Here is a 12,919-nt window from a genome sequence, read left to right as displayed (position 1 = left end):
TTTTCGTACGGGGTCGTTCTCGTACGCACTGGGGGCGCCCCTCGTCGGAGGGGCGCCCCCAGTGTCATTTTCTGCGCATGCTGGCGAGCATTTCGTGTCGTAACGTCCTCATATGAGCAACCCTGTGCCGCCGCGCAAGGATCCCGACCAGCCGTGGCGTACCGAGGGGACGCCACCGGACTCGACCGGTCCACCCTCCGGGAAAAGGAAGATGCCCGGCGGCTGGATCGGCCTGATCGCGGTCGCTCTGGTCGTGTTCGTGATCGCCATCCTGGTGCTGTCCTTCTTCAACGAGGGCAACGAGCCGACGATCTCGTACACGGAGTTCAGCAAGCAGGTCGACGACGGCAACATCAACAAGATCTACTCCAAGGGCGACGCGATCCAGGGCCAGCTCAAGAGCGCCCAGGCCAATCCGGAGGGCGGCGGGAAGTACACCAAGTTCAAGACCCAGCGCCCGTCCTTCGCGGATGACAAGCTCTGGCAGAACCTGGAGAAGCAGCACGTCACGGTGACCGCCTCACCGGTGGTCCAGCAGCGCAGCTTCCTCTCCAACCTGCTGCTCTCGCTGGCCCCGATCGTGGTCCTGGTACTGCTGTGGGTCTTCTTCGCCCGGCGGCTGCGGGCGGGCATGGGCGGCGCCGGCGGCATGCTCGGCCGCAAGGCACCCCCGAAACCGGTCGAACTGCAGCCCGGCGCCCAACGCACGACCTTCGCCGACGTGGCCGGAATCGACGAGGTCGAGGGCGAGCTGAACGATGTCGTCGACTTCCTCAAGAATCCGGACGCCTACCGCAGAATGGGCGCCAAGATGCCCCGGGGCGTGCTGCTGGCGGGCCCGCCCGGCACGGGGAAGACCCTGCTCGCGCGGGCGGTGGCGGGCGAGGCGGGCGTGCCCTTCTTCTCGGCCTCGGCCTCCGAGTTCATCGAGATGATCGTGGGCGTGGGTGCGTCCAGAGTCCGTGAGCTCTTCGCGGAAGCCCGGAAAGTGGCCCCCTCCATCATCTTCATCGACGAGATCGACACCATCGGACGGGCCCGGGCCGGCGGCTCCGCGATGGGCGGTCACGACGAGCGCGAGCAGACCCTGAACCAGATCCTCACCGAGATGGACGGCTTCTCGGGCGCCGAGGGCGTCATCGTCATCGCGGCGACGAACCGCGCAGACATCCTGGACCCGGCGCTGACCCGGCCCGGCAGGTTCGACCGGGTCGTCAACGTCTCACCCCCCGACCGACGCGGTCGCGAGGCGATCCTGCGGATCCACACCCGCGAGATCCCCCTGTCCCCGGACGTGGACCTGGCCCAGATGGCCCGTACGACCCCGGGCATGACCGGAGCGGATCTGGCCAACCTCGCCAACGAGGCTGCGCTCCTCGCGGTCAAGCGCAAGCAGGGCGAGGTGACACAGACGAACCTCTCCGAAGCGCTGGAAAAGGTGCAGCTGGGTGCCGAGCGACCCCTGGTGATGCCCGAGGAGGAACGCCGCCGGACCGCCCACCACGAGAGCGGCCACGCCCTCCTGGGCATGCTGCAGCCGGGCGCCGACCCGGTCCGCAAGATCACCATCGTCCCGCGCGGCCGCGCGCTCGGCGTCACACTCTCCACGCCGGACGCCGACCGGTACGCGTACACGGAGCCGTATCTGCGTGGCCGGATCATCGGTGCCCTGGGGGGCATGGCAGCCGAACACGTCGTCTACGGAGTCGTCACGACCGGCTCCGAGAACGATCTCGAACAGGTCACCAACATCGTCCGCGGCATGGTCGCCCGCTGGGGCATGAGCGAACGGGTCGGCCGTCTGTCCGCCCTCCCGAACGACGCCCAACAGGCCTACGGTCTCGCCGCCGCCCCGGCCACCCTCGACTCCATCGACCACGAGATGCGCCGCATCGTCGACGAGTGCTACGAGGAGGCCTGCCAGAAGCTCCGCGACCACCGGGACCAGCTGGACGCGCTCGCGGAGGCGCTCCTCGCCAACGAGACCCTGGAGGAGGCTCAGGCATACCGGATCGCGGGAGTGACACGTCTGCGGAAGGAGGAGGCGTGAGAGACGACGACTCCTCCGACCGCGACCGGGTTTGTCCGGCTGCGCGTGCGCGAGGGTGGCTCGCGCAGCCCCCAGGAACGGATGGGACGGGCAGGGGTGGCGGGAGCGAAGACCCCACGACCTCAGCTCGTGCGTGCGATCAGGTACCGGAAGACGTTCGGCATCCACACCGTCCCGTCCGCCCGCTCATACGGATGCAGCGCCTCCGCGAGCTCCTTGGCGACCTGAACCTCGTCCGTCGCACCGACCGCCGCGTCGAACAGCCCCGTCGACAACAACCCCCGTACCGCACTTTCCACGTCCGCGTACCCGAACGGGCAGGCCACCCGCCCCGACCCGTCCGGCCGCAGCCCGGCCCGCTGGCCGACCTCCTCCAGATCGTCCCGACGAGGAACGTGCCGGCCACCCACACCCCGCAGGACGGCGGACGTGGCGCACCGCTCCGGCGGCCCCCATCCGACCAGCACCACAGGCGCCCCCCGCTCGGCCAGCGGCGTGGCCGCCGACAGAAGCTCCCCGAGTCCTTCGGAGTCCCCGGCCACACACCCGATCGGCTCGAACGCGGTCACCAGCGTGTACGGCGGCGCCCCGACATCGACGAGGTCGGAGGGGGACCCCTCCACGATCCGGGTGTCGGCACGCGCGCGCGTGCCCCACGCCTGCGGCAGCAACCGCTCGCGAGCGAGAGCCACCCGCTCGGGCGACGAGGAGTCGACGCCGGTCACCGCCGCGCCCCGGGAGGCCGCCATCAGAAGTGCCAGCCCCGAACCACAGCCGAGACCGAGGAGCCGTGTCCCGGCGCCCACTTCGATCCGCTCGTAGACGGCCTCGTGGAGCGGCACCAGCATCCGCTCCTGGATCTCGGCCCAGTCACGCGCGCGTGCACACGGATCCACACGGGGCACAGCTCCCGCGTGAGGTAGGTGTTGCCGCACGAGCGTAGGTGTCATCGAAAGCGCCCCAATCCGCCGAGAGTTGTCGCTGCGCCCCGTTCCCCTTGCCCCCGTGCAGTGCGCTCGCACTTCCCCCGTATGTCAGGTAACTCCGCACTCGTCGCGCCGTCCAGGGGTTGTAGCGCGCTGCTTGTGCGCCGCTTGCGCGCGGCACAAGAATTCACATTCCGGCAACATGTGCCCGTACCATCGCGCCATGGCAAAGGCACCCGTTCTCACGCCCCAGGCGGACGACTTCCCGCGCTGGTACCAGGACCTGATCACCAAGGCCGAGCTGGCCGACAACGGCCCGGTGCGCGGCTCCATGGTCATCCGACCGTACGGGTACGGGCTGTGGGAGCGGATGCAGCAGGAGATGGACGCCCGCATCAAGGAGACGGGCACCCAGAACGCGTACTTCCCGCTGCTGATCCCGCAGTCGTACCTCGCCAAGGAGGCCGACCACGTGGAGGGCTTCGCGCCCGAGCTGGCGGTGGTCACGCACGGCGGCGGCAAGGAGCTGGAGGAGCCCGCGGTCGTCCGGCCCACCTCCGAGATGATCATCAACGAGTACTTCTCGAAGTGGGTGCAGAGCTACCGCGACCTGCCGCTGCTGATCAACCAGTGGGCGAACGTGGTCCGTTGGGAACTGCGGCCCCGCCTCTTCCTGCGCACGTCCGAGTTCCTGTGGCAGGAGGGCCACACCGCGCACGCCACCTACGAGGACGCCCGCGACTTCGCCGCGCACATCCACCGCGAGGTCTACGAGGACTTCATGCTGAACGTCCTCGGGATGGACGTCGTCCCCGGCCGCAAGACCGTCAAGGAGCGCTTCGCCGGTGCCATCAACACCCTGACGCTCGAAGGCATGATGGGCGACGGCAAGGCCCTTCAGATGGCCACCAGCCACGAGCTGGGCCAGAACTTCGCGAAGGCCTTCAACACCCGGTACCTGTCGAAGGAAGGCAAGCAGGAACTCGTCTGGCAGACCTCCTGGGGCTCGACGACCCGCATGATCGGCGCGCTGGTGATGATGCACGGCGACGACAACGGACTGCGCGTCCCGCCGCGTCTCGCCCAGACCCAGGCCGTCGTCCTCGCGATCAAGGGCGACGAGGCGGTTCTGGCCAAGGTCCGCGAAATCGGCGATCGGCTGAAGGCGGCGGGCATACGCGTCCACGTGGACGCCCGCACGGACATCCCCTTCGGACGGCGCGCCGTCGACTGGGAGCTCAAGGGCGTCCCCGTCCGTATCGAGGTCGGCCCCCGTGACCTGGACAACGGCACCGCGATGCTGGCCCGCCGTATCCCCGGCGGCAAGGAGCCGGTGGCGATCGACGCTCTGGTGGGCCTGCTCCCCGCCGTCCTCGAAGAGGACCAGGCGCTGCTGCTGAAGCAGTCGCGCGAGCGCCGGGAGTCCCGGACCTCGGAGGTGTCGACCATCGAGGAGGCCGTCGAGGCGGCCACCGCCGGTGGCTGGGCGCGCATTCCGTGGGCCGACCTGGGACAAGAGGGCGAGGCGCAGCTCGCCGAGCACTCCGTGACCGTACGGTGTCTGGTCGCCGAGGACGGGTCGGTCCCCGACACCGACGACGCACCGGGTAACGTCGCAATCGTCGCGCGCGCTTACTGAGTAGGCACCCAGGGCGGCCGAAACGCCTCTTGCGCATCTGATGACCACAGGTGCCCCGGTGTGCGGACAGTGTCTACGCGCCGGGGCGTACGCGTGACTACGTACCGGCTTGGTGTGAGCTGTGTGGCTTCTCCGCAGATCAGCGCACCCGCCCTCGTCAGGACGCATCAGCGGCAACTGACGGGTACGTGCAAATTATTTGGGATGGCCCGGAATAGGAACACAGAGGCACCCAGGCTCGTTGTCACGACGTGAGCACGACACCACCTGTTCTTGCCGCAGAGCTGGCAGGGGCGTGGGCCGACATTCAGCGGCACCACCCCGAGCTGCCGGATCTTGCCGCGCCCGAGTCCCTGATCGGAGAGTCGTCGTCCGCCTGCGGGCATGAACTCTCCTTCGAGCGACTGCTGCATGAGGCAGTCCATGGCATCGCCGCCGCCCGCGGAGTCCGCGACACTTCGCGCGCCGGCCGGTACCACAACCGCAGATTCCTAGCGATCGCCGAGGAGCTTGGCCTGGATCACCCCGAGGAGCCGCATCCCAGCAGTGGCTTCTCCCTGGTCACGCTCAACCCCGAGGCGAAGCGGCGTTATCGCCCGACGATCGAGCGGCTGCAGCGCGCCCTCAAGGCGCACACCGCCGCGACCGCAGCCGACACGGCCCGCTCGTTCCGGGGTCCGGCCGCCCGACACGGCTCCTCCGGGGGAGGCGTCCGCGTCAAGGCGGTGTGCGACTGCGGCCGCAATGTGCGGGTCGTCCCGTCCGTCCTCGCGCAGGCGCCGATCGTCTGCGGCGGGTGCGGGAAGCCGTTCCGGATCCCCGAGGTCGTGGGCGCGGCGGCAAGCTGACAAGACGGCTGCTCGTGGCAGCCGTGTTCAGCACGCAGTCGCAGTACCGCTTCGACGCCGGGTGACACCGTCGGCGCCCGGGGGACAGTGCCGGGCGCCGATGAGGCGTGGGCACCGCACGTCGGTCGGTGGAGGGCGACCCCCCAGGGTGTGGCACAATGGCTAGCTGTACTCGACAGCCGCATAGGACCCCTCTCTCCTCCGGCTGACGCGTCCATCGGGCACTCGGGTACCGCAACCCCACGCGGCCATCTCGCCGTGCCCAACCACGTCAAGACCAGGAGACACCACTTCCGTGGCAGTCAAGATCAAGCTGAAGCGTCTGGGCAAGATCCGTTCGCCTCACTACCGCATTGTCGTCGCCGACTCCCGTACCCGCCGTGATGGCCGGGCCATCGAGGAGATCGGTCTGTACCACCCGGTGCAGAACCCCTCGCGCATCGAGGTCGACTCGGAGCGCGCGCAGTACTGGCTGGGTGTCGGCGCGCAGCCGACCGAGCCCGTGCTCGCCATCCTGAAGCTGACCGGCGACTGGCAGCAGTTCAAGGGCCTGCCCGCTCCGGCTCCGCTGCTCGTGGCCGAGCCGAAGGCGACGCGCCCGTTGTTCGAAGCCCTGGGCGGCGACGACGAGGGCAAGGGTGAGGCCATCACCCAGAAGAAGAAGGCTGAGAAGAAGGACGAGGCTGCCGCCGAGTCCTCTTCGTCTGAGTCGACCGAGGCCTGAGCATGCTCGAGGAGGCTCTCGAGCACCTCGTGAAGGGCATCGTAGACAACCCCGACGATGTGCAGGTCGCCTCGCGCACCCTGCGCCGTGGGCGCGTACTCGAGGTCCGGGTCCACCCCGACGACCTCGGCAAGGTGATCGGCCGCAACGGTCGCACCGCGCGCGCCCTGCGTACCGTCGTGGGTGCCATCGGCGGCCGCGGTGTCCGCGTCGACCTCGTCGACGTGGACCACGTCCGCTGACGTAACAGGCAGCACCGGCTCGGGCCGGGGAGGGCTTACGGGCCTTTCCCGGCCCGTAGTCGTATCGACAGGAGATCAAGCACAGTGCAGCTGGTAGTCGCTCGCGTCGGCCGCGCCCATGGCATCAAGGGCGAGGTCACCGTGGAGGTCCGTACGGACGAGCCGGAACTCAGGCTCGGTCCCGGTGCCGTCCTGCTCACCGACCCGGCCTCGGCCGGACCGCTGACCATCGAGACGGGCCGCGTGCACAGCGGCCGTCTGCTGCTGCGCTTCGAGGGCGTACGGGACCGGAACGCCGCCGAGGCGCTGCGCAACACCCTGCTGATCGCCGAGGTCGACCCGGACGAGCAGCCCGAGGACCCGGACGAGTACTACGACCACCAGCTGATGGACCTGGACGTGGTCACCAAGGACGGCCTGGAGGTCGGGCGGATCACCGAGATCTCGCATCTGCCCTCGCAGGACCTGTTCGTGGTCGAGCGGCCCGACGGCACCGAGGCGCTGATCCCGTTCGTCGAGGAGATCGTCGTGGAGATCGACCTGGAGGAGCAGCGGGCGGTGATCGACCCGCCCCCGGGCCTGATCGACGACCGGGCCGAGGTCGCTTCCTCCAGGGAAGACGTCTCCGGGGACGACGTCTCCGAAGAAGACGCCCATGGAGAAGACGCCCGTGGACAAGAGGCCCATGGAGTGGGCGCTTCCGGAGACGACGCCTGATGCGGCTCGACGTCGTCACGATCTTCCCCGAGTACCTGGAACCCCTGAACGTCTCGCTGGTCGGCAAGGCACGCGCGCGAGGACAGCTGAATGTGCACGTGCACGATCTTCGGGAGTGGACGTACGACCGCCACAACACGGTCGACGACACCCCGTACGGCGGCGGTCCCGGCATGGTCATGAAGACCGAGCCCTGGGGAGCCGCCCTGGACTCCGTCCTGGCGGACGGCTACGAGACCGGCTCTCACGGGCCCGTCCTGGTCGTACCCACGCCCAGCGGGCGCCCCTTCACCCAGGAACTCGCCGTCGAACTCTCCGAGCGCCCCTGGCTGATCTTCACCCCCGCCCGCTACGAGGGCATCGACCGCCGGGTCATCGACGAGTACGCGACCCGGATGCCCGTCCACGAGGTGTCCATCGGGGACTATGTGCTCGCCGGCGGCGAGGCGGCCGTACTTGTCGTCACGGAGGCCGTGGCGCGGCTGCTGCCGGGTGTCCTCGGCAACGCCGAGTCCCACCGGGACGACTCCTTCGCCCCCGGGGCCATGGCCAACCTCCTGGAGGGGCCGGTTTACACCAAGCCCCCGGCCTGGCGCGGCCGCGAGATCCCCGATGTGCTGCTCAGCGGCCACCACGGGAAGATCGCCCGCTGGCGCCGAGACGAGGCCCTGCGTCGCACGGCGGCCAACCGGCCCGACCTCATCGAGCGCTGCGACCCTTCCGTCTTCGACAAGAAGGACCGCGAGATGCTCTCGATCCTGGGCTGGGCCCCGGACCCCGAAGGCGAGCCGCACGGCCGATTTTGGCGCAGGCCGACGCCCGTGGAAGAATAGGCGGCTGTTGTACGTCGTCCGGCGAGCGCCCCTGCCACAGGGGGACACGACGCCAGCCCCGGCGCGGCAGCACCCTCTTGGAAAACTATCTCCCGTTGATGGCCTGTGGCATCAGCGAAGAAAGCAGACGAAATGTCTCACCTGCTCGACTCCGTCGACAGCGCGTCGCTGCGCAGCGACATCCCGGCCTTCCGCCCGGGTGACACCGTCAACGTCCACGTCCGCGTCATCGAGGGCAACCGCTCCCGTGTGCAGCAGTTCAAGGGCGTAGTCATCCGTCGCCAGGGCGCCGGTGTCCGCGAGACCTTCACGGTCCGCAAGGTCTCCTTCTCGGTCGGCGTCGAGCGTACCTTCCCGGTGCACACCCCGATCGTCGAGAAGATCGAGCTCGTCACCCGTGGTGACGTGCGTCGCGCGAAGCTGTACTACCTGCGTGACCTGCGCGGCAAGGCCGCGAAGATCAAGGAGAAGCGCGACAACTGAGCTCGCGAAGGGGTTCACATGGACGCCGGATAACATCTGGCTCCGATGGACACCGAAGCACAGCACACGGAGCGCGACCGCTCCTCCCGCCCCACCGAGTCCGAGGACATCTCGGATCCAGAGGGGCCGGAGGACCGGTCGCGTTTCGCGTTGGTGGCCCGGGCCGCGGACTGGGTCCCAGGTGGGCGAATCACCCTGACCGTGCTGGTCTGTCTGCTGTTCGTGGTGCTGTTCAGCAACTTCGTGATGCAGCCGTTCGAGATTCCGAGCAGTTCCATGGAGCGCGGATTGAGGATCGGCGACCGCGTTCTCGTAAATAAGTTGGCGTACCGTTTCGGTGCTGAGCCTCGGCGGGGCGACGTCGTTGTGTTCGACGGCACTGGGTATTTCGGGAACGCCGACTACATCAAGCGCGTCGTCGGTGTAGGGGGAGACCACGTGGTCTGCTGCGACAAGGACGGGAGGCTCGAGGTGAACGGCCGGTCGGTCGACGAGTCGACGTTTGTGTATCCGGGGGACACCCCGTCCGACGTGCCCTTCGACGTCGTGGTGCCCGACGACAGCCTGTTCCTCCTCGGTGACCACCGCAGCGATTCGAGCGACTCACGAGACCACCTGGGGTCCCCCGGCGGCGGCATGGTCCCCGTCGGTGACGTGATCGGCAGGGCGGACTGGATCGCCTGGCCGGCGGGCCACTGGACCCGTCTGGAGCGCCCCGCCGCCTACGCACGCGTGTCCGCCGCGGACGGTGCCCATGGGTAATCGTCGCAAACGGCGCGGAGTCTCCACCCACCCCGCCGACAACCTGCTGCCCACCGGAAGCCGACGTGCCGCCGGGGGGATGGCCCGGCCCGGCCGCGCCGAGCGCCGCAAGCTGCAGCGCAAGGTCAAGCGGCGCAGACAGCGCTCCGCGATCAAGGAGATACCCCTCCTCGTCGGTGTCGCGGTGCTCATAGCCCTGGTCCTCAAGACCTTCCTCCTCCAGGCCTTCGTGATCCCGTCGGGCTCCATGGAGAACACGATCCAGATCGGCGACCGCGTTCTCGTCGACAAGTTCACGCCATGGTTCGGCTCCAAGCCCCAGCGCGGCGACGTCGTCGTCTTCAAGGACCCCGGGAACTGGCTCGCGGGGGAGAAGACCACCAAGAAGAACGACCCCATCGTCATCAAGCAGATCAAAGAGGGACTCACCCAGATCGGTCTGCTGCCCTCCGACAACGACAAGGACCTCATCAAGCGGGTCGTCGCGGTCGGCGGCGACACCGTCAAGTGCTGCGACACCCAAGGGCGCGTGACCGTCAACGGCATGCCGCTCAACGAGCCCTACATCCACGACGGGAACAAGCCGTCGGACTTCGCTTTCGAAGAGACCGTGCCCAAGGGCCGTCTCTGGGTCATGGGAGACCATCGCGCCAACTCCGCAGACTCCCGCTACCACCGCACCGAGAAGTACGGCGGTACGGTCTCGGAGAAGTCCGTGGTCGGCAGAGCGATGGTCATCGCCTGGCCCCTCGGGCACTGGACCCGTCTGCAGGAACCTGACACGTACGGGTCCGTGCCGAGCGGGTCGACCACCGCCCTCGGCCCGTCGCATAGGGTGGCCTCCGCGGATCTGAATGGAATGATCCCGCTCCCGACCCCTGCGGAACTCCCGCTCGTTATGGGAGTGGTGGGCCTGCGCCGGATCCGGCGCAGGCGGCGGCACGGAGTGAGGAGTGGATGTGGGGGATTTGGTGGTCGGCGCACGGTCCGGACACGATGGCCCAGAGAAGCAGCCGGAGCGACCCGACGGATCGGCCACCCCGGCCACGAGCGACGTCGACAGCGACGTCGAGAGCTCCGGGAGTGACTCCGGGGACGGCGGCGGCAGTACGAAGGAGCAGGGCGAGCAGGACAACAAACCCAAGAAGCCGCGCTCCTTCTGGAAGGAGCTCCCGCTCCTCATCGGTATCGCGCTCGTTCTCGCGCTGCTGATCAAGACTTTCCTGGTCCAGGCGTTCTCGATCCCCTCGGACTCGATGCAGAACACCCTCCAGCAGGGCGACCGGGTCCTGGTCGACAAGCTCACCCCGTGGTTCGGCTCGGAGCCCTCGCGCGGCGAGGTCGTCGTCTTCCACGACCCCGACAAGTGGCTCGCGGGCGAACCGACCCCCAACCCGAACGCGGTGCAGACGTTCCTCAGCAAGATCGGCCTGATGCCGTCCGCCAATGAGAAGGACCTCATCAAGCGGGTCGTCGGTGTCGCCGGTGACACGATCGAGTGCAAGAACTCGGGCCCGCTGAAGGTCAACGGCAAGGCACTGAACGAGCCCTACGTGTACGCCGGGAACACCCCGTGCAGCGTCGACGACCAGGGCGGCCAGTTCAAGGTGACGGTACCCAAGGGCAAAATCTGGGTCATGGGTGACCACCGGCAGAACTCGCTGGACTCCCGCTACCACCAGCAGGACGCGAACCAGGGCTTCGTCCCCGTGGGCAACGTCGTGGGCCGCGCCATCGTGATCGCCTGGCCGCCCACCCGCTGGGACACCCTGCCCATCCCCGACACCTTCGACCAGAACCTCGGCGCCGCTGCTCCCGGTGCCCTCGGGCTGGCCGGCGCGGTCCCGCTGGTGCTGTGGCGCAGGCGTCGCCTTACCGCCGGAAACCCGAGGGTTTCTGGTCGCGGTACCGCCGGGTAGGGTGCCGTCCCAGATCGCCGATCTTCCGCGGCCCGCAGTTCGGGGCCGTGGGATCGATTCTCCGAGTTGGGGGAGCACTGGGATGAGCAGGACGACAGGTCGTACGGACGAGGGCCACGGACGGCTCGGCAGCGTGCTGTCGGGGCTGGCCGTGGCCCTCGGCTGTGTGCTCTTCCTCGGCGGCTTCGCCTGGGGCGCGATCGTCTACCAGCCCTACACCGTGCCGACCGAGTCGATGGTGCCGACCATCAAGGCGGGCGACCGCATCCTGGCCGAGCGGATCGACGGCGGCGACGTCAAGCGCGGGGACGTCATCGTCTTCAAGCAGAAGAGCTGGGGCGACATGCTGATCGTCAAGCGGGTCGTCGCGATCGGCGGTGACAAGGTCGCCTGCTGCACCAACGGCAAGCTGACCGTCAACGGCAAGCAGATCGACGAACCATATCTCCCCAGGGGCCAGGCCGCCGAGGCGAAGCAGATCCCGACCGTCGAGGTCCCCGAGGGACGGCTGTTTCTGCTCGGCGACGAGCGCAGTGGCTCGCTGGACTCCACGGCCCACCTCACGGAGGCCTTCAACGGCACCGTGGCGCGCAGCGCGGTGAAGGGCCGTGTCGACGCCATCGCCTGGCCCATGGACGGCATGCTGGCGCGCCCCACGGGCTTCGAGACGCTCGGTGGGATCTCCTCGCCGGGGCCGCTGCGTCTGGTCCTCACCGCCATCGTGGTCGGCGCGGCGCTCGTGCTGGGCGGGGCGGCGTACGGGCCGGTCGCCAAGCTCTTCGGGCGGCGCGGCCGGACGCGGACGGAGCTGGCCAGTGCCAGCTGAGGTGCCTGAGGCGTCTGCGGTGCCTGAGGTGTTTGGGGCGGCTGGGGAGTCCGGGGAATCCGGGGCGGCGTACGACGGTTCCGGCGAGGACTCGTACCGCGGTGGACTGCGGAAAGTGGCCCGGGTCGTGCTGCTGGACGCACAGGACCGGATCCTGCTGCTGTACGGCCATGAGCCGGACGATCCGGCGGACGACTGGTGGTTCACGCCCGGCGGCGGCCTGGAGGGCGACGAGACCCGCGAGGAGGCCGCACTGCGGGAACTCGCGGAGGAGACCGGCATCACCGAGGTCGAGCTGGGCCCGGTGCTGTGGCAGCGGAAATGCTCGTTCCCGTTCGCGGGGCGCCGCTGGGACCAGGACGAATGGTACTTCCTTGCCCGTACGGCCCAGATGGACACCGTCGCCGCGGGGCTGACGGAGCTGGAACGGCGCAGTGTCGCCGGAGCACGCTGGTGGACGTGCCGAGAACTGACCGAGGCACATGAGACGGTGTATCCGACCAGGCTCGCCGAGCTGCTGCGCAGGCTGCTCGACGAGGGTCCCCCGGCCAGGCCCGAGATCCTCGACACCGAAATCGTCTAGAGGCTCACGGGGCTGGCGCACAATAGGGGGACGCACGGCTGAAGGGGAACATGCCATGAGCGCCGAGGACCTCGAGAAGTACGAGACCGAGATGGAGCTGAAGCTCTATCGGGAGTACCGCGATGTCGTCGGTCTGTTCAAATATGTGATCGAGACCGAACGGCGCTTCTACCTCACCAACGACTACGAGATGCAGGTGCACTCGGTCCAGGGCGAGGTGTTCTTCGAGGTGTCCATGGCGGACGCCTGGGTGTGGGACATGTACCGGCCTGCTCGCTTCGTCAAACAGGTCCGGGTCCTTACGTTCAAGGACGTGAATATCGAGGAGCTGAACAAGAGCGATCTGGAGCTGCCGGGCGGGTGACGG

Annotated in this window: 15 protein-coding genes; 14 read left to right on the top strand and 1 reads right to left on the bottom strand. The window is 68.5% G+C overall.

The window, feature by feature from the left end; translation table 11 throughout:
* Nucleotides 1–112 precede the first annotated feature (112 nt).
* The gene (gene ftsH / locus RV986_RS15275; RefSeq protein ID WP_475917931.1) at nucleotides 113–2,050 is read left to right on the top strand and encodes an ATP-dependent zinc metalloprotease FtsH; all 1,938 of its coding nucleotides are present in this window, start codon (nucleotides 113–115) and stop codon (nucleotides 2,048–2,050) included.
* 122 nt (nucleotides 2,051–2,172) lie between these two features.
* Here the strand turns inward: ftsH and RV986_RS15270 are convergent, their stop codons facing one another.
* Nucleotides 2,173–3,000: an SAM-dependent methyltransferase gene (locus tag RV986_RS15270; protein ID WP_475917930.1), complete on the bottom strand. Its 828-nt coding sequence runs from the start codon at nucleotides 2,998–3,000 to the stop codon at nucleotides 2,173–2,175.
* Nucleotides 3,001–3,199: 199 nt separating this feature from the next.
* Here RV986_RS15270 and proS point away from each other — a divergent pair, with 199 nt between their 5' ends.
* From proS to RV986_RS15205, 13 genes are all read left to right on the top strand, one after another.
* Complete coding sequence (gene proS, locus RV986_RS15265) at nucleotides 3,200–4,615, top strand: proline--tRNA ligase (RefSeq protein WP_475917929.1); 1,416 nt, start codon at nucleotides 3,200–3,202, stop codon at nucleotides 4,613–4,615.
* Nucleotides 4,616–4,866: 251 nt separating this feature from the next.
* A complete protein-coding gene (locus tag RV986_RS15260; protein ID WP_054235363.1) occupies nucleotides 4,867–5,463 on the top strand; it encodes a hypothetical protein in 597 nt (198 codons plus the stop codon).
* A 295-nt stretch (nucleotides 5,464–5,758) separates the two neighbouring features.
* Nucleotides 5,759–6,187, top strand: a complete 429-nt coding sequence (rpsP, locus tag RV986_RS15255) for a 30S ribosomal protein S16 (RefSeq protein ID WP_475917928.1) — start codon at nucleotides 5,759–5,761, stop codon at nucleotides 6,185–6,187.
* A gap of 2 nt (nucleotides 6,188–6,189) precedes the next feature.
* Entirely contained in the window at nucleotides 6,190–6,429 is a 240-nt protein-coding gene (locus RV986_RS15250) for an RNA-binding protein (RefSeq protein ID WP_007384965.1), read from the top strand.
* Between the two features lie 84 nt (nucleotides 6,430–6,513).
* Nucleotides 6,514–7,146, top strand: coding sequence for a ribosome maturation factor RimM (rimM, locus tag RV986_RS15245; protein ID WP_475917927.1), 633 nt, complete (start codon nucleotides 6,514–6,516; stop codon nucleotides 7,144–7,146).
* Nucleotides 7,146–7,979: a tRNA (guanosine(37)-N1)-methyltransferase TrmD gene (gene trmD / locus RV986_RS15240; protein ID WP_475917926.1), complete on the top strand. Its 834-nt coding sequence runs from the start codon at nucleotides 7,146–7,148 to the stop codon at nucleotides 7,977–7,979. The genes rimM and trmD overlap by 1 nt, the downstream gene beginning before the upstream one ends.
* 132 nt (nucleotides 7,980–8,111) lie before the next feature.
* Nucleotides 8,112–8,462 (top strand): 50S ribosomal protein L19, encoded by a 351-nt coding sequence (rplS, locus tag RV986_RS15235; RefSeq protein WP_054235359.1) that lies wholly within the window; start codon nucleotides 8,112–8,114, stop codon nucleotides 8,460–8,462.
* A 45-nt stretch (nucleotides 8,463–8,507) separates the two neighbouring features.
* Complete coding sequence (gene lepB, locus RV986_RS15230) at nucleotides 8,508–9,224, top strand: signal peptidase I (protein ID WP_475917925.1); 717 nt, start codon at nucleotides 8,508–8,510, stop codon at nucleotides 9,222–9,224.
* Nucleotides 9,217–10,311, top strand: coding sequence for a signal peptidase I (gene lepB, locus RV986_RS15225; protein ID WP_475917924.1), 1,095 nt, complete (start codon nucleotides 9,217–9,219; stop codon nucleotides 10,309–10,311). Before lepB (RV986_RS15230) ends, lepB (RV986_RS15225) begins: the two co-directional genes overlap by 8 nt.
* Entirely contained in the window at nucleotides 10,193–11,143 is a 951-nt protein-coding gene (gene lepB, locus RV986_RS15220; RefSeq protein WP_475924290.1) for a signal peptidase I, read from the top strand. Before lepB (RV986_RS15225) ends, lepB (RV986_RS15220) begins: the two co-directional genes overlap by 119 nt.
* A gap of 82 nt (nucleotides 11,144–11,225) precedes the next feature.
* Nucleotides 11,226–11,969, top strand: a complete 744-nt coding sequence (gene lepB / locus RV986_RS15215) for a signal peptidase I (protein ID WP_475917923.1) — start codon at nucleotides 11,226–11,228, stop codon at nucleotides 11,967–11,969.
* Nucleotides 11,970–12,075: 106 nt separating this feature from the next.
* The gene (locus RV986_RS15210) at nucleotides 12,076–12,552 is read left to right on the top strand and encodes an NUDIX hydrolase (protein ID WP_475924289.1); all 477 of its coding nucleotides are present in this window, start codon (nucleotides 12,076–12,078) and stop codon (nucleotides 12,550–12,552) included.
* A gap of 55 nt (nucleotides 12,553–12,607) precedes the next feature.
* The gene (locus RV986_RS15205; RefSeq protein ID WP_003965949.1) at nucleotides 12,608–12,916 is read left to right on the top strand and encodes a DUF2469 domain-containing protein; all 309 of its coding nucleotides are present in this window, start codon (nucleotides 12,608–12,610) and stop codon (nucleotides 12,914–12,916) included.
* Nucleotides 12,917–12,919 lie beyond the last annotated feature (3 nt).

The organism is Streptomyces sp. RLA012 (assembly GCF_056270325.1).
Note: the sequence above shows the minus strand (reverse complement) of the source record. Positions and strands in the feature narration are given on the sequence as shown.